16 protein-coding genes, 1 pseudogene and 1 riboswitch are annotated in these 15,764 nt (G+C 69.5%); of the genes and pseudogenes, 10 read left to right on the top strand and 7 right to left on the bottom strand.

Going from position 1 to position 15,764, the window contains the following annotated elements; translation table 11 throughout:
- The first annotated feature begins 170 nt into the window (after positions 1–170).
- The 5 genes from ACQP1V_RS21715 to ACQP1V_RS21695 all read left to right on the top strand — a co-directional run bounded on the left by ACQP1V_RS21715 (position 171) and on the right by ACQP1V_RS21695 (position 5,024).
- Positions 171–1,646, top strand: a complete 1,476-nt coding sequence (locus ACQP1V_RS21715; RefSeq protein WP_433411131.1) for an MFS transporter — start codon at positions 171–173, stop codon at positions 1,644–1,646.
- A 162-nt stretch (positions 1,647–1,808) separates the two neighbouring features.
- A complete protein-coding gene (locus ACQP1V_RS21710) occupies positions 1,809–2,099 on the top strand; it encodes an ArsR/SmtB family transcription factor (protein ID WP_067127300.1) in 291 nt (96 codons plus the stop codon).
- On the top strand, positions 2,096–2,482 hold the full coding sequence (locus ACQP1V_RS21705; RefSeq protein WP_433411128.1) for a VOC family protein: 387 nt from the start codon (positions 2,096–2,098) through the stop codon (positions 2,480–2,482). Before ACQP1V_RS21710 ends, ACQP1V_RS21705 begins: the two co-directional genes overlap by 4 nt.
- 140 nt (positions 2,483–2,622) lie before the next feature.
- Positions 2,623–3,609, top strand: coding sequence for an ArsR/SmtB family transcription factor (locus ACQP1V_RS21700; RefSeq protein WP_433411126.1), 987 nt, complete (start codon positions 2,623–2,625; stop codon positions 3,607–3,609).
- 113 nt (positions 3,610–3,722) lie between these two features.
- Positions 3,723–5,024 (top strand): Cmx/CmrA family chloramphenicol efflux MFS transporter, encoded by a 1,302-nt coding sequence (locus ACQP1V_RS21695; RefSeq protein ID WP_433411124.1) that lies wholly within the window; start codon positions 3,723–3,725, stop codon positions 5,022–5,024.
- Positions 5,025–5,084: 60 nt separating this feature from the next.
- Here the strand turns inward: ACQP1V_RS21695 and ACQP1V_RS21690 are convergent, their stop codons facing one another.
- The 3 genes from ACQP1V_RS21690 to ACQP1V_RS21680 form a co-directional block, all read right to left on the bottom strand.
- The gene (locus ACQP1V_RS21690; RefSeq protein WP_433411122.1) at positions 5,085–5,831 is read right to left on the bottom strand and encodes a class I SAM-dependent methyltransferase; all 747 of its coding nucleotides are present in this window, start codon (positions 5,829–5,831) and stop codon (positions 5,085–5,087) included.
- A gap of 245 nt (positions 5,832–6,076) precedes the next feature.
- Positions 6,077–6,838, bottom strand: coding sequence for an SDR family oxidoreductase (locus tag ACQP1V_RS21685; RefSeq protein ID WP_433411120.1), 762 nt, complete (start codon positions 6,836–6,838; stop codon positions 6,077–6,079).
- Between the two features lie 14 nt (positions 6,839–6,852).
- Positions 6,853–7,497: a carboxymuconolactone decarboxylase family protein gene (locus ACQP1V_RS21680; RefSeq protein WP_433411117.1), complete on the bottom strand. Its 645-nt coding sequence runs from the start codon at positions 7,495–7,497 to the stop codon at positions 6,853–6,855.
- A 95-nt stretch (positions 7,498–7,592) separates the two neighbouring features.
- On the opposite strand from ACQP1V_RS21680, the gene ACQP1V_RS21675 reads away from it, so the two are divergent.
- On the top strand, positions 7,593–8,549 hold the full coding sequence (locus ACQP1V_RS21675) for an RNA polymerase sigma-70 factor (protein ID WP_433411115.1): 957 nt from the start codon (positions 7,593–7,595) through the stop codon (positions 8,547–8,549).
- 196 nt (positions 8,550–8,745) lie between these two features.
- A complete protein-coding gene (locus ACQP1V_RS21670) occupies positions 8,746–9,156 on the top strand; it encodes a GbsR/MarR family transcriptional regulator (RefSeq protein WP_433411113.1) in 411 nt (136 codons plus the stop codon).
- A gap of 49 nt (positions 9,157–9,205) precedes the next feature.
- Here the strand turns inward: ACQP1V_RS21670 and ACQP1V_RS21665 are convergent, their stop codons facing one another.
- On the bottom strand, positions 9,206–9,436 hold the full coding sequence (locus tag ACQP1V_RS21665; RefSeq protein ID WP_067127285.1) for a hypothetical protein: 231 nt from the start codon (positions 9,434–9,436) through the stop codon (positions 9,206–9,208).
- Between the two features lie 295 nt (positions 9,437–9,731).
- Between ACQP1V_RS21665 and bla the strand changes: the two are divergent.
- A pseudogene (bla, locus tag ACQP1V_RS21660) lies at positions 9,732–10,583 on the top strand (class A beta-lactamase); the annotation flags it as partial.
- Positions 10,584–10,696: 113 nt separating this feature from the next.
- Here the strand turns inward: bla and ACQP1V_RS21655 are convergent.
- Positions 10,697–11,485, bottom strand: a complete 789-nt coding sequence (locus tag ACQP1V_RS21655) for an SDR family NAD(P)-dependent oxidoreductase (protein WP_433411111.1) — start codon at positions 11,483–11,485, stop codon at positions 10,697–10,699.
- A gap of 110 nt (positions 11,486–11,595) precedes the next feature.
- Here ACQP1V_RS21655 and ACQP1V_RS21650 point away from each other — a divergent pair, with 110 nt between their 5' ends.
- Positions 11,596–12,057, top strand: a complete 462-nt coding sequence (locus ACQP1V_RS21650) for a winged helix-turn-helix transcriptional regulator (protein ID WP_433411109.1) — start codon at positions 11,596–11,598, stop codon at positions 12,055–12,057.
- A gap of 207 nt (positions 12,058–12,264) precedes the next feature.
- Here ACQP1V_RS21650 and ACQP1V_RS21645 read toward each other — a convergent pair whose 3' ends face one another.
- On the bottom strand, positions 12,265–12,924 hold the full coding sequence (locus ACQP1V_RS21645; protein WP_433411107.1) for a CHAP domain-containing protein: 660 nt from the start codon (positions 12,922–12,924) through the stop codon (positions 12,265–12,267).
- 14 nt (positions 12,925–12,938) lie between these two features.
- Positions 12,939–13,078, bottom strand: a riboswitch (cyclic di-AMP (ydaO/yuaA leader).
- Between the two features lie 327 nt (positions 13,079–13,405).
- Positions 13,406–14,677 carry an MFS transporter gene (locus tag ACQP1V_RS21640; RefSeq protein WP_433425728.1) on the bottom strand — a complete coding sequence of 424 codons (1,272 nt, stop codon included), beginning with the start codon at positions 14,675–14,677 and terminating at the stop codon, positions 13,406–13,408.
- A gap of 72 nt (positions 14,678–14,749) precedes the next feature.
- Between ACQP1V_RS21640 and ACQP1V_RS21635 the strand changes: the two genes are divergently transcribed.
- Positions 14,750–15,592 (top strand): LysR family transcriptional regulator, encoded by an 843-nt coding sequence (locus tag ACQP1V_RS21635; RefSeq protein WP_433425726.1) that lies wholly within the window; start codon positions 14,750–14,752, stop codon positions 15,590–15,592.
- Positions 15,593–15,764 lie beyond the last annotated feature (172 nt).

The following is a 15,764-nucleotide window of genomic DNA, read 5'->3' as shown; positions in this document are numbered from 1 at the left end:
GTAGACAACACCTCAGCTACCAGGAGCCCGTTCCTGTCCGCAGGCGTATCAGTGAAGACGGCCCCGACCGGGGCATACCTGGCCCCGGCCTCAGCGGCCAAATCCTTTGTCAGCAGGCTCTGAGAAGTCCGCATTGCCCGCCGCCGGGAGTGTCCTCCGATTGGATCCGCATGCCCGAATTGAGTCAGCATCGCCGATTTCTGGCGCTCGCGATCTGCTGCGCCAGCGTCGTCGTGGTGGTCATGGACATCTCCATCGTCAACGTCGCGTTACCGGCGATCCGCCGCGACCTGCACGCCTCGGAGTCCGGCCTGCAGTGGACGGTCGACGCCTACACCCTTGTGCTGGCCGGCTTCCTCGTACTCGCGGGCTCTACCGCCGATCGGATCGGCCGCCGACGCGTCTTCCAGGTTGGCCTGGCCGCCTTCGGGGTCGGCTCGCTCCTGTGCGGCCTGGCACCGAGCATCGGCTGGCTGATCGCGGCCCGCGCGCTGCAGGGCATCGGCGGCACGATGCTCAACCCGGTGGCGATGGCGATCACCGTCAGCACGTTCCCGGACCCGGCTGAGCGGGCCAGGGCCATCGGCGTGTTCGGCTCGATGTCCGGCCTGGCGCTGGCTCTGGGTCCAATCCTCGGTGGCGCCCTGGTCGACGGTTTGGGCTGGCGCTTCGTCTTCTGGGTCAACGTGCCGCTCGTGGCCGTCGCGATCGTGGGCACCGTGCTGTTCGTGCCCGAGTCCCGCGCCGCCCGGGCGCGCCGGTTCGACCCGGTGGGCCAGACCCTGGTGATCCTGGTGCTGGCCGGCGTCATCTACGCGATCATCGAGTCCAAAGTGCTGGGCTGGAGTTCGCCGATCATCCTCGGCCTTCTCGCCGTCGCCTTACTCGGTGTGCTGGGCGTCCTCGGCTACGAACCGCGCCGTGCCGACCCGCTGCTGGAGCTGCGCCTGTTTCGCAGCGTGCCGTTCAGCTCGGCGATCCTGATGGCGCTCTTCGCCTTGTGCGGGTTCAGTGCGTTCCTGTTCGTCTCCACCCAGTACTTGCAGGACGTGCGCGACATGTCGGCGCTGGCGGCCGGGCTGTGCATGCTCCCCGTCGGCCTGCTGGTCGTGGTGCTCTCCCGGCGCACCGGCCGGCTGGTCGGCGCGCGCGGGCCCAAGCTCCCGCTGACGGTCTCCGGGGTCGCGCTGGTATTGGGCGGCGCCGCGTCGCTCTGGGTGGATGCGGCCACCCCGCTGCCGGCCGTGCTCGCGACCTACCTGCTGTTCGGTGTCTTCCTCGGCACCGTCAACCCGCCCATCACCAACACGGCGGTCGCCGGAATGCCCCGCTCGATGGCCGGGGTGGCGGCCTCGCTGGCCTCCACCGGCCGGCAGACCGGCACCACTCTGGGAGTCGCGATCGCCGGAACGATCGTGGGACCGGCCCTGGCCCGCGGCGGGACGGCCTACACCAGCGCGGAGCACGGCGTGTGGTGGCTGGTGCTCGGACTCGGCGTCGGCATCCTGATCCTCGCGCTCCTCAGCACTGGTCGCCGGGCCATGGACACCGCCGCGCGGGCGGCGGCGCTGTTCGAGGAGGTGGACCAGGACGCGGAGCCTCGAACCGCCTCGTACGCCGCTGATGGCCGGAGGCGAGGGCACTGACCTCGGCGTCGTCCGGACACATTCCGCCGGGCCGGCTGCCACCTCTGATCGGCGATGACCTCGCCGCCCGACGCCGCCGCGGGGTGGGGAGCGCTCGCGGCGCGCCGGCGGGTTTCTACGGCTCCACTTGATAGGCAAGTGTGCGCTTGCCTATAGTGGGGCGTGGCCGAAGACATCTTCAAAGCCTTGGCCGACCCCACCCGCAGGAAGATCCTCGACGAACTCGCCGAGCGGTCGGGGCAGACCCTGTTCGAGATCTGCTCGCGGCTGAGCATGAAACACCAGCTCGGCTTGTCGCGCCAGGCCATCTCCCAGCACCTTGCCGTGCTGGAAGCCGCTGGCCTGGTCGAGAGCCGGCGGGAGGGACGCTACAAGTTCCATGACCTGAACACGGCACCGCTGGAGCACATCGCCGAGCGGTGGATCAGGCGCGACGCACCGGAGGACTCATGAGGATCCATCTGTCCAGTGTCCTTGTGGACGACCAGGACAAGGCCCTGCGCTTCTACACCGAGGTGCTGGGCTTCGTGAAGAAGACCGAGGTCCCGCTCGGCGATGCCCGATGGCTGACCGTGGTCTCTGCCGAGGATCGGGACGGCACCGAACTGGTCCTCGAGCCCGACAGCCACCCCGCCGTCAAGCCCTTCAAGGAGGCGCTGGTCAAGGACGGCATCCCCTTCACCTCCTTCGCCGTCGACGACGTCCACGAGGAGTACAAGCGTCTGCGCGCGCTCGGGGTGCGGTTCACCCAGGAACCGATGGAGATGGGGCCCGTCACCACGGCGGTGTTCGACGACACCTGCGGCAACCTGATCCAGATCGCCCACCAGCGGTAAGGGCACGGATCACCGATCGCCACGTCGATCAGATCGGCTGGGTCGTCCGTGGCCCGGGCCGCGGACGTGATCACGTCCGCGGCCCGTTTTCGCCGCACGCTATCGGCGGTCCGTCGCCAATCGATGTAGCGTTCCGCTTAATGATCAGCTTTGTGCTCGGCGTCGAAGACCTCGCGGACACGCGGTTCGCTCTCTCGCCCCTGAGCGAGACCGTGGTCAGCCTCCGGGTGCTGTACGACCCCGGCCTCTCCGCGTTGCATCTCCCGTGGCGCAGGTCCATACTCCGGAGGACCGGCGCGCTCGACAGTGCCCTGTTGATGTCCCTGGTATCGCGGAGGCTCACCCTCCCCGACTTCCTGACGCCGAGGCCCGGAAGCTTCGCCCCGGACTTCGACGCGGAGCTCGCCGTCGCCCGCCGGACCCCCGCCGGCCTGGTCCGCCGCGACCTGCTGCACACGCACGCGCCCGACCCGCTTCCCGAAGCCCTGTGTGACGCCGCCGGCGATGACGCGTCCGTCGTCCGCCTCCGCGACGCCGTCTGTGAGCTCCTCCGGCAGTACTGGGAGATCGCGGTCAAGCCGATGTGGCCACAGATGCGCCTCGTGCTGGAAGCCGACATGACGTACCGCGCGCGGCAGCTGGCCGTGGGTGGCGCCCGCCTGCTGTTCGCCGGAATGCACCCGAACCTGCGCTGGCACGACGGTGTGCTGCACATCGACCAGATGATCAGCCATCATCGGGTGGCGGCGGCCGGTCGAGGTCTGCTGCTCATGCCCTCCGTGTTCGCGCACAAGCCCGCGCCTCCGCTCAGCCCCGAGGAGCCTCCGTCGCTGGTCTATCCCAGCCGTGGAGTGGCGACCCTCTGGGCAGCGGCGCCCTCCGTCGACGAGCCCGCCCTCGTGTCGCTTGTCGGCCCGCCCAGAGCGAGGCTGCTCCGCCTCCTCGAGGAGCCGCTGCCCACGGTCGAGCTCGCCCGCCGCCTCAGGGTCACGCCCAGCGCCGTCTCCCAACATCTGCGGGTGCTGTACGCCACGGGTCTGGTCACCCGGGCGCGCGACGGACGGCAGGTCCTGTACCGGCGAAGTTCCCTGGGGGACCGGCTCGCCGGCGTCGCCTCCCAGGACTGACGGGAGGGGACGGGCCGACCGGATCGGCAGGGCCGCCGGACGTCCCGGTTTCGGCAACAAATGTTCCGCTTCGCGCACCGCGGATGTCACAGTCCCGGGCGGAGGTGAGGACGATGCAGAGACATCGTGATGGAGAGATCATCAACGTGGGCACGGCGGAGCCCATCAGTGGCGCCGCCGACCGGGCGGTGGGGAACGTCGTGGATCCGCGACCCCGGGCCGGCGTCGAAACCACCGCACAGCGGGCGCCGGTCTCCCGTGGGAGGCTGCCGCTCGGCGTCTACCTGCTCGCGTTCAGCCTGTTCGCGATGGGCAGCGCGGAGTTCCTGCTCGCCGGGGTCCTGCCGACGATCGCGGAGGACCTCCGGATCACGTTGCCCTCCGCCGGCGCGCTAATCTCGGCGTTCGCCGTCGGCGTCGTCATCGGCGGGCCGCCCCTGGCCATCCTGACGTTGCGCTGGCCGCGACGGACCACCCTCGTGGCCACCCAGGCCATCTTCGCCGCCTCCGTGGCGGTCGGCCTGCTCACCGACAGCTACGGGATGCTGCTGGCCACCCGCTTCATCTGCGGTCTCGCGTACGCGGGGTACTGGGCGGTCGCCGCGGTCACCGCAATCAGCCTCGTCACCCCCGACCGCACCGCGCGCGCCTCGGGCGTCGTGGTCAGCGGGCTCAGCCTCGCCATGATCGCCGGTGGTCCGGCGGGAGCGATGCTCAGCTACTTCACCGGATGGCGGGGCGGGTTCTGGGGCGTGGTCGCCCTCACCGTCGCCGGAGCGATCCTGGTCCTGCTCGCGCTGCCCGCGACGAGCGCGAAGACCGAGCCGAGCATGCGGAGCGAACTGCGCACCATGCGACGGCCGCAACTCTGGGTCGTCTACGCGGCCACCCTCCTCAGCACCGCCGCGTACATGATCTCGTTCAACTACCTGGCGGCGTTCCTGACCGACGTCACCGGCGTACCCGGCGTCTGGGTGCCCGCGATCCTCGTGCTGTTCGGCGTCGGCGCCTTCATCGGCCTCTCCATCGGAGGCCGGATCGCCGACCGGCGGCCCACCCACGCACTGCTCATCGGAGCGATCGGGATAGCGGCCACTTCGGTGCTGCTGGCGGTTTTCGCCCCGTACGCGCCGGCCGTCGTCCCCCTCGTCCTGGTGCTCGGGATCGCCGGATTCGTGCTGAACCCGGCCATCTACGGGCGGGTGTTCACCATCGCGTCGGAGGCGCCGACGCTCGCCGGGGCCACCACCGTCTCCGCGTTCCAGCTCGGCATCAGCCTCGTCCCCGCGCTCGCCGGGGTCGCCCTGAACGCCGGCGCCGGCATCACGTCCGTCGCGTGGATCGGCGCGGGCCTGGCGGCGGTCACGGTGCCGACCGTCCTGCTTGACCGGGCGATCTCCCGCCGCCGGCCGTAGCCGGCGCACGCGGGAGGAGGAGACGCATCGGCGGGCACGACAACCGCGGACGGCGCGGGTTCAGGCGATCAGCAGGCGAAGGCCAAGCTCTGCCGCGTCGAGATCGACGAGGTCGGGGTTGCGTTCGGCCCACCGACCGGATGCGAGATCGTCCCGGAGGCTGTGCACTGCGCGCTGCTCGGCGTCCGGCCCGACTCTGGCCCAGACCGATACCCCGCGACGGACGTTCTCGTCCAGGTATGCCTCGGGCCGGCGCCAGTAGGCCTCGAAGAAGCCGTCAGCGCAGTCCCACGGGATGAGCACCGGTTCCATCCGGGCTCCGATCGCGCGGGCCTGCTCGGTCACCGAAGGCCGGCCGGCAAGGAGGTCCGCGACCTCAGGCAGGTAGTCGCGAGTAAGCCAGAACCGATGACGCCATCCGGTGTCACTGGTGTCGTGCGTGAACACCACCACGCGGCGAGCAACCCGCCGCATCTCACGCAGGCCGGCAATCGGGTCCTGCCAGTGATGAACGGAGGAAACAGCCATCGCGGCGTCGAAGGACTGGTCGTCGAACGGCAGGTTCTCGGCAGATCCAACCAGGCACGGCGCCGCGTCCGGAAGGCGCTGCGAACGCATGAGCGCCGACGGTTCCACCGCGAGGACGTGGCGGTCGGAGGGCTCGTAGGACCCGGTGCCCGCCCCGACGTTCAGTACCGTCCGGGCATCCCCGAGCGCAGCCCAGATCCGCGCGGCGATGCGCGGTTCAGTGCGCCGCGTCACGGTGTAGGTGGCTCCGATGGTGTCGTACAACTGCGCGCTGGACATTGACACTGCCTTTCCGGCTGTCACCGTCGTCGTCCCCGCACCGGGCTTGCGGCCTGGGTGGCGTGTCCCTACGCGGGATGTCGCTTGATCGTTATTTCACCATATTGATCGGCATGTGAGGAGCTGTCATCGAGTGGCGCTCACAGCGCTTCCTGACCGATCCGCTGGAGCGAAAGCCCTTGTTCTCGGAGGCTCCGGGCCGTGGAGTTCCGAGAACAAGGGCAAGGCCGTGCCGTACGGCCGGCTCAGGGTTGGGCGTCGAGCCACTCCTGGAAGGTGGGTCCGGCGAGCTTGGCGTGCGGGCTGGGCAGGAACCCGCCGTTGGCGGCGATCTCGGCATCGGGCATGCCGGACCCGTCGACGCCGACGACCTTGATGCCTCGGCGGGCGCCGACGAGTCGGGCCGCCTCCGCCATGGTCTCCCTGCGGGGGCCGGCGATCTCGGGGATCGGTGTTCCCGGGACGGGCGCGTCGGGGTCGAGGGCCAGGTCGACCAGTTCCTCGGCCACGGTGCGGCAGGCCACGAGCTGGGTGGGCAGGGCCGGGACGTAGGCGACGTCGCCGCCGTGCTGCCAGTCCAGGAGCTGACCGACGAACTCGTGGAACTGTGCGGCCCGCAGAATGCGGACGGGGAGCGGGCCGGACAGGAGGAGTTCCTCGTGCACCTTCTTGGCGGCGACGAAACCGGCGGTGGCCTTGTCGACGCCGATGATGGACGCCACGGCGATCTGGGCGACCCCCGCCTTCTGACCCGCCTCCTGCAGATTGCGGGCCGACGTGCGGAAGAACTCCGTCGCCGCCTCCTGGTCGGAGGCGTGCCACGAGGCGACGTCGATGATGGCCTCGACCCCGGTGAGGGCCTCGGCGAGGCCATCACCGGTGATGATGTCCACGCCGGTGGCTCGGGACATCGGCACGACCTGGCGTCCCCTCTCAGCCAGGACGTCGACGACGTGGCAGCCCAGCCGCCCGGTTGCTCCCGCCACCGCGAACGTGGTGATGCTCATGCTGTGTGCCTTTCTTACTCGCTGTAGTTCTGGCCGGGGGGCATGCCGGGGATCGGCTTGGCGATGAGAGCGGCGGGGGTGAAGAAGCCGATGTGGGCGATCGCCATGATGAGCGACCACATCGCCTTGTCGTCGTAGTGCGCGGACGCCTTGGCGTACAGCTCATCGGGGACGCGCTCCCCGGACGGATTCGGGGTGAGGACCGCCTCCACGAGCTCCAGCGCGACCCGTTCGGCGTCGGTGAAGTAGGCGGCGTCCCGCCAGGTGGCCACGGCGGTGATGCGCTCCTCTGCCTCCCCGATCCTGCGGAGGTTGCCGGTTTCCCGGATGGTGAAGTACGTGCTGCCGAGCATCTGCCCGGCGCGCAGCTGCAGGAGGTGGATGGTGACCTGCGGAATCGCGCCGTTCTTGATGACCTTGTGCAGGCCTTCGCCGACTACCGCCATCTCGGGGACGAAGGGGAGGGGGTTGGGCATACGCGACCGCAGGGCCTCCTGCTTGGTCGTCGTGCCGGTCGTCGTGGGTGTGGACATGGTGAGGTCTTCCCTGCTCAATCTCAACTCGTGATGGTGCGTGCCGTAGTGCCGTACGGATCGTTCGCGCGGCGTCCTGACGAACACGAGACGCCGGCGCCCCGAGCCCTGTAACAGTGCGGCCATGTGACATAGGCCACCTACCGTGGGTGTTACAAAGCGATGGGGACCGGCGTCTTGTGCGTGTGGCAGTGCTGAGAGCGAACAGGCAGGATCCGGGCATGAGCGAGCGCGGCGAACGAAGTGCGGACCCGGCCGAGCCGCTCGATCGTGCCGACCGAGTCGACTCCGTGGACTCCGTGGACTCCACCACCGAGGCGTTCGTCGCCCACCGCAACCTGCTGTTCACCGTTGCCTACGAGATGCTCGGTTCCGCCTCCGACGCCGAAGACGTCCTGCAGGAGACCTGGCTGCGATGGGCGAACGTCGATCTCGGCACCGTGCGGGAGGAGCGGGCCTACCTGGTGCGGATCGTCACCCGGCAGGCGCTGGACCGGCTGCGTGCGCTCAGCCGGCGTAAGGAGTCCTACGTCGGGCCGTGGTTGCCTGAGCCGTTGCTGACCGCGCCTGATGTGGCCGAGGACGTCGAGCTCGCCGAGAGCGTCTCAATGGCGATGCTGCTGGTGCTGGAGACGCTTCAGCCGATCGAGCGGGCGGTGTTCGTCCTGCGCGAGGTGTTCGATCTGGACTATGACGAGATCGCCGAAGCCGTCGACAAGAGCCCGGCCGCGGTCCGCCAGATCGCCTACCGGGCGCGGGCACATGTCGCCGTGCGCCGACCACGCGGCATCGCCTCCCCGGCCGAGACCCGAGCCGCGATCCAGGCCTTCCAACGAGCGGTCGAAACCGGCGACCTGCAGAGCCTGCTCGACATCCTCGCGCCGGACGTCGTCGCCCTGAGCGATGGCGGCGGAGTCAAACACGCCCTGCTGCGGCCCGTCGTGGGGGCCGGCCAGGTGGCTCGCTTGCTGGCCGCCGGCTGGTGGAGGCGCGACGCCGAAAGGTCGGTCGAGCCGGTACAGATCAACGGTGGGCCGGGGCTGCTCGTACGAGTCGACGGGGAGATCGACGGCGTCGTGGCGGTGCGTGTGGAGAACGGCTACGTCACCGGCGCCTACCACGTGCGCAATCCCGAGAAGCTGTCGCGTGTGGAGCGGGAGACCGCCGTAACCCGCTGATCTTGGCGAGACCGGAAGCGCCGGCAAGTAGCGTCGACGACCAGGCCGAAAGGCGACAACGGCCACGTAAGAGTGGCGTGACACGCCTCGGTGCCGGTGAGCCTCACGACACGATAGGCACCCGCACCGCCCGGCCCTGTCTAGTGAGTCGGCGCGGCATTGTCAGCCACCCCGGCTGGAACAGGAGACCGTCGAGATGGCGGTCAGGGCGGGGATGCCGAGGACGGCCGCGCGCGTGCACCACGACCTGATGCTGTCCAAGGACGGCAGGCGCACCGCCGCCGAACTGGCCCGCGCGCTGAACGTCAGCCCGGCCGCCGTCTCCGTGGCCGTGAACTACCTGATCCAGCAGGGGTATGCCCGGCGTGAGCGCGATCCGCAGCACCCTCGCGACATCTACGTGATCGACAACGACGCCTGGTACCACTCCATCCTGATCAGTAGGCGGCAGACCCTCGAGACGGTGCGGGCCACGATGGCGGCGGCCGAGACCTTCGGGCTCGACAGCCCCGTGGGGCAACGGCTGGCCAAAACAGCGTCGTTCCTGGAACGCGTCAGTCTGGACATGATCGAGTCTGCCGACCGCTGGCGCACCCTCCTGACGTGATGAGACTCAGCCGGCGCGGGGGAGCGCGGTGAACGCCGACCGGCCCCCGTCAGGCCGTCCTGCGGTCGTCCGCCGCGACGACGATGACGCCGCCGAGGAGCGCGAGGCCCAGGTTCGCGTAGACCTCATACCCGGTGAACAGGTCCACCCGCGGGACGATGACGCGGTTGAAGTAGTTGAGGATCGCACCGAGGAACGGCTGCGCGGCAAGGCGGTCGATCGTTCCGCTGATGCCCGCGACGACCAGATAGAGCCCGAAGAGCTGGATGGCATGACGCATGAGGCAACCTTAGAAAGCCGCGGCGCGGCGGCGGATCGGCCCGCGGACGCTCGTCACCCCGCCGGAAGTCGCCGTTTCGACGGCCACGTCCGCGACCGAAGACGGACGAGCCGCGACTTTCGTATCGCCCGCCGGTTACCAAATACCGCCTGACCAGCTGCGATATTGATTACCCGATCGATTCGGGACCGATAGCAATATTGGACACCGCGTGATCGGTTCTGGTCTGCTGGGCGGCATCCGATCCACCAGAGATCGGGTAGCGACCCGGGCGAGCGAAAGCAGGTTCCACCGAATGTCCGACGAGCGGTCCGGCCTCTCGCGCCGCGCTTTGCTGGTGGCCGCGGCTCTCCTGCCGGTGGCAGGGTGCGACGCAGGTGACCGCTCGGCGTCCGCGTCGTCCCCGGCGCCCGGTCGCCCCACCGCCGGTTCTACGGCCTCCGAGCCGTCCCCGACCCCGACTCCCCGCCCTGCCGAATCGCCGGACGTTTCGCGGTTGAGAGCGCTCGAGCGCAAGCACGGCGCTCGCCTGGGCGTGTACGCCCTGGACACCGGCACCGGCGTCACCGTCGCCTACCGCGCGGACGAGCGGTTCGCGTTCTGCTCCACCTTCAAGGCCCTCGCCGCGGCGGCGGTCCTGCACCGAAACCCGCTCAGCCACCTGGACACGCGCGTCACGTACACCGAGGCCGACGTCAACTCCATCTCGCCGATCACCCGGGATCACATCGCGACCGGAATGACCATCAGGCAACTGTGTGACGCTGCCATCCGCTACAGCGACGGCACGGCCGGAAACCTGCTGATGCGCGACATCGGCGGCCCCCGGAAGTTGACCGCGTACCTGCGGGAGCTGGGAGACAGTGTCAGCCGCATGGACAATTACGAGCCCGAGCTGAACAGCGATCGCCCGAAGGACCCGCGCGACACCACGACTCCCCGGGCGATCGCGTCCGACTACCGGGAACTCGTGCTCGGCGACGCGCTGACCGCCGACAAGCGCGCCCTGCTCAAAGGCTGGCTCGTACGCAACACCACCGGTGATGAACGCATCCGCGCCGGGCTGCCCAAGGGCTGGAAGGTGGCCGACAAGACCGGCACCGGCAACTACGGCAGGGTCAACGACATCGCCGTCGTGTGGCCGCCGCCCCGGCCCGCCCGCAAGGCGGCTCGGTGGGGGCCCACCGGCAGGCCCCCACTCTGGAAGGTCGGACCCCGTCGACTGTCCGAAAGGATGCGGCCGTCGGGTGGCACAGCGGGTCAGTCGGTGACGCTGCCCGCGCTGAGATTGGCGACCGCGCCGGTCATCGCGCTGGCCCGGTCGGAGGCCATGAAGGCCGCCACGTCGGCGACCTCGGCCAGGGTCGGCAGCCGCTTGAGCATGGTGGCCTGTTCGCCACCGGCCTGGAACTGCTCCGGCGTGAGACCGACGGTCGGGGCGATCAGGGAGAAGACCTCGGCGATGAGAGGGGTCTCGGGGATGGAGTTGGAGCGCAGGCACACCACCCGGACGCCAGCCGGGCCCAGCTCGGCCGCCAGCACGCGGGAGAACGCCTCGATGGCGGCCCAGGCCGGGGCCATGCCGCCGACGAGCGGGGCGGCCAGCCGCGCGGGTGTGGCGGACAGCGTCATGATCACCCCGGAGCCCTGCTCGGTCATGTGCCGGGCCGCCGCCGTCGCGGTGATGAACTGGGCTTTGGTGTAAAAGTCGATCGGACGGCTGAAATCCTGCTCTGGCAGGTCGGCCAGGGGGGTGCCCTGAAGACCCCGGTGCGATATGCCCGTGGCGTTGAAAGAGATGTCGATCTGACCGGCCGCGCGCCTCACCTCGGCCAGGTGGTCGGCCACCATCGTGCGGTCCAGGACATCCACGCGGGCGAACTCGGCCTGTCCGCCCGCGCTCACAATCTTGTCGGCCAGCACCTCAAGCCGATCGAGATCACGTCCGGTGAGGAAGACGCGGGCTCCCTCCCGAGCGAAGGTCTCGGCCACAGCACCGCCAACCGCTCCGGTGGCCCCGTAAATGACAGCGTTCTTGTTCACCAGCATGGTGTCCTCCAGTGGAGATACGAAGATGCCGATCTACTAGCATCATGAAAGCAATCTAGATCGCGCAGTTGCGTGATGCAAGTTGCCTGCGTGGCGGTGAGGAGTGCCTGATGCTCGGCAGGTTGTACGACAACGAGGTGTGTTCGGCGGCACGCGCCCTGGAGATCGTCGGTGAGCGCTGGAGCCTGCTGATCATCCGCAACGCGATGTTCACGGGCGCCACCCGGTTCACAGAGTTCCAGCGCGCGCTCCGCATCGCCCCGAACATCCTGACCAGCCGCCTGCAGCGGTTCGTCGAGGCCGGCCTGATGGAGACCAGGCCTCAGCCGGACGCCCCCGAGGTGCACGAGTACGTCCTCACCGACAAAGGACTGGACCTCCAGCCTGTGATCATCGCGCTCACCCACTGGGGTGACCGCTGGGCCGCCCCCGACGGACCGCCGATCATCTACCGGCACGACGGTTGTGACGGCCCCCTCCGCCAGCACCTCACCTGCGACAACTGCGGCGCCACCCCAACGTCCGCGGAGGTCGGCGTCCTCCGGGGACCCGGCATGCCACCCGGCCGCTGAAAGCCGACTGACGGGAACATTTGTCCAATCCGCCGGCGGCACGGACGGCGACAGCGGGCTCATGATTACTTCCCCGGGGGTCGACGACGGCCGGAGGCCGGGTTCAGCCCGTGGAGTGCGGCGCATCTCCGCCTCCTGATCCGGACAGCAGAACGCCCCCGGCGGTCTGCCGGGGGCGTTCATGGGGTCACGTCTGTCAGACGGACATCACGCGGTGTAGACGGGGTAGCCGAAGCCCGTCACCTGGCTCATCGGCCGGGTGCGGATCTCGACCTTGCCGTTGCCGGTGTTGCCTTCGACGGTCTTGATGGTGCCGTCGCCGTTGTCCTTGACGACGAGGCCGACGTGGTCGATGCCGTAGATGCTCTTGCCGCCGTTCCAGTCGAAGAACACGACCGCGCCGGGCGTGGCCTTGTTGCCCCAGCGGTGGTTGTCCTGGAACCACTTGGCGTGCTGGACGGTGTAGGCGTCCCAGCCGAGGACCGGGCGCAGACCCGCCTTCTCGCCGACCCAGGAGACGAACATGTCGCACCAGGGGGCGTTGGCGTAGGCGTTGACGTGGCCGCCGTCACGGGCGACGGTCTCCTTCGCCCGCTGCGAGCTCATGTACCACTCGTGGAACTTGGTGCCGCCGCCGTTGGCGTTCTCGCTGACGCCGACCTGGTCCTGCGCGATCTTCAGGAGCTGCTCGGGGCTCACCTTAGGCAGCGAGGCGGCCTTCTTCATGAGGGGGCTGACGCTGGCCGCCTGCGTGCCGGCCGGAAGGGTCTCCGCGTGGGCCGCGGCCATCGTCACGGGGACGGCGGTGCCGGCGGCGAGGATTCCGGTGATCAGGGCAGTACGAAGAAGAGTCTTAGGGGCTCGCATTACGGGGGTCTACTCCCTTGCTTCCAAGCCGCCTACCGGGTTAGCTGACGGGTTCGGGCGTGGAAGTCGCCCTACGGTACGGCTGTACCGATTCACCCCAGAGTGATGGTGGGTCCCCGGCTCCGCGACGACGCGGACTCAGCGGTCGAGCGGTCAGGTCCAGGAAAGGACAACCGCATGATCGGTTATGGGGCAGGCATACTGCGCAGAGGTCAGGTATGCGCCGTGTTCCCAGAACAGTAATAGACGAACCCAAATCGGTCAAGCATGGACAAACTGGGACATAGTTCCGTAATGATCGGTTAATGGGGTTCCGGCCTCAGGGTCAGGGAGATCGACGATCGGCCGCAGGGCGCGCAACCCCCTGCGGGTACGCCGATCCCGATGCCGCGGGCAGAGATCGGCGGCCGGGCGCCGGCGCGCGGCGGCAGCCCCGTAAAGATCTACGAAGAGGCTTGGGCCGGGCATGGGGATTCCCTGGTCATCGGGATGCCGTCGACGAGCGGCGAGATGTGCCGGACCGGGCGCCGGCCCCGGGCGGATCGAGGTCCGGGGCTCCGGCGAGGCCGAGATCGCTGAGCGGAGACCGTGTCCGGGCGGGCGAGTGGCGGGACAGCAGGCATCCGATCAGCGCGGCGGCGAGGCCGGCCAGCCCGGCCGCCGCGAAGCCGCCCGCCGGCACCGACAGGTCGATCGCTCCCCCCACGATCGGGGACCCGAGCGCGAAACCCGCGCTCAGCGCCGAGGATTGCAGCCCTGTCGCTTCGCCACGCACGCTGGCGGGCGCGAGCCGGCTCACCGCGTCGGCCACCGTGGAAAGAGTCGGCGCGGCGAGCAGCCCCGCACCGACACCGGCCACGCACAACCAGGGCCAATCGTGGGCCAGCCCGGCAGGAATGGTCGCCAGCCCGAGCAGACCGAGCAGCAGCCACGTGGGCAGCGGCCGGGGGAGCGCGCCGTACACCAGCCCACCGACGATGGAGGCTACGCCGTACACCGCCACGACCACGGCGGCCCAGGACACCTGGCCCGCCTCTTCGAGGGTGGCGACGATGGCCAGGTCGGTACCACTGAGCAGCATCGTGACGCCGAACGCCATCACCAGCACGGCGATCATGTCCGGGCCCAGCCACTCCCGGCGACGGGGGCGGCCGGCCGTGTCGGCCTCCGCCTCGTCCTCGGCACGCAGCGGCGGGTTGAGCAAGGCGATCCCCGCTCCACCCGCCACGATCGCGGCGCCGACGCCCCAGGCCACCACGCCGGGGGACACCTTCGCCGCGCAGAGGATCACGATCGGTGGGCCCACCATGTACGACAGCTCGCCCTGCACCGATTCCAGCGCGAACGCGGCCCGGCGCTGTCCCGCCGTCGTCATCGCGGCGATCGCCTGCCTGGTCACCAGCGAGGCCGGCACCAGCAGCAGACCCGCCGCGAAGGCGGCGACCAGCAGGATCCCGTACGGCATTATCGGCACGCTCAGCCAGAACACGACCTGCAGTACGACAGTGACCCGCAATACGATGCGCGGACCCCGCCAGTCGATCATGCGGCCAAGCAGCGGCCCGCCCAGCGCCATCCCTGCGGTCATAGCCGCCGCGACGCCACCCGCTGCCGCGTAGCTCATGTCCAGGCCCAGCACGACATACATCGTCAGCGCCATCACAGATGCTGTGATGGCGGTACGGGCGAGCAGCGACATGCTCAGCAGTGGTGCCATTCCTGGCACGGCGAGTACCTGTCGGTAGCTGGTCACCTGCGTGACGCTAGATCCTCTGCCGTGCCATAGGAAGTGGTTATTTTGTTGGAGATGGCATAATGAATACTTATGGCTGGGGATCTTGAGACCGCGTTGCTGCGGTCATTCGTCACCGCCGTGCGGGCGGGCAGCATCAGCCGCGCCGCGACCGCGCTCGGACACACCCAGCCCGCGCTCAGCCAGCAGTTGCGCAAGCTCGAGAGCGTCGTCGGCCGTCCGCTGCTGCACCGGTCGCCATCTGGCGTCTCGCCGACGCGGGCGGGTGAGGAGCTCCTGCCGTACGCCGAACGCATTCTCACGCTCTCCGCACAGGCACTCACCGAAACCGGGCGCGCGCTTACCGGCCACTGCGGCATCGGGCTGCTTGAAGACCTTGCCGCGTCCCGGCTTCCGCAGGCCCTCGCCGACCTCGCCCGGCTGCACCCCGGCGCGACGTTGGAGGTGCTGAGCCTTTCCAACGCCGCGATGCGGGAGGCCTACGACGCGGGCCGCGTCCAACTCGTGCTCGACGCGGTGCCGGACGTTCCCGGGCCGCCGCGCTGGACGGTACGCCGCCCGCTGGTCTGGGCGATCGGCCAGGGGGTGGACGTGACTGCCGACCCGCTGCCGGTGGTGCTGTTCTCGAACCCGTGCTCCTGGCGCACGTCAGTGCTGGAAACGATGGAACGTGCCGATCGGCGCTGGCGGGTGGCGTTCGAAAGCAACAGCCTGGTCGGTGTCCTCGCCGCGGTACGGGCCGGGCTCGGCGTCGCGGCGCTCATGCCCGCAAACCTCGAACCAGCCATGGCCTGCCACAACGCGGACGCCCTGCCCACCCTGCCGGACGTCGAGCTCGGTCTCGTACGGCACCCACCGACCGAAGGTGATCCCCTGATCGATGCGGTGGAGACCGCGCTACGACGCATGATCTGAGAATGGCGGCTGGGTCAGCGGGCAGATCCCGGCGTCAAGCCCCGCCGCGCCCGGTGGGGACCGTGGAAGGTCTGTGCGATCGCTTCGACGGTGTGGGTGCCGTCGTCCAACGTCTTTCTGGGGACGCGCCCATGCCGGGGGCGCGGCAGCACGCCGACCGGGCGATCCACCC

The sequence above is a fragment of the Microtetraspora malaysiensis genome (genome assembly GCF_050947145.1).
GTDB lineage: Bacteria > Actinomycetota > Actinomycetes > Streptosporangiales > Streptosporangiaceae > Microtetraspora_A > Microtetraspora_A malaysiensis.
The sequence above is the reverse complement of the archived record's forward strand: the minus strand, read 5'-3'. Positions and strand labels throughout refer to the sequence as shown.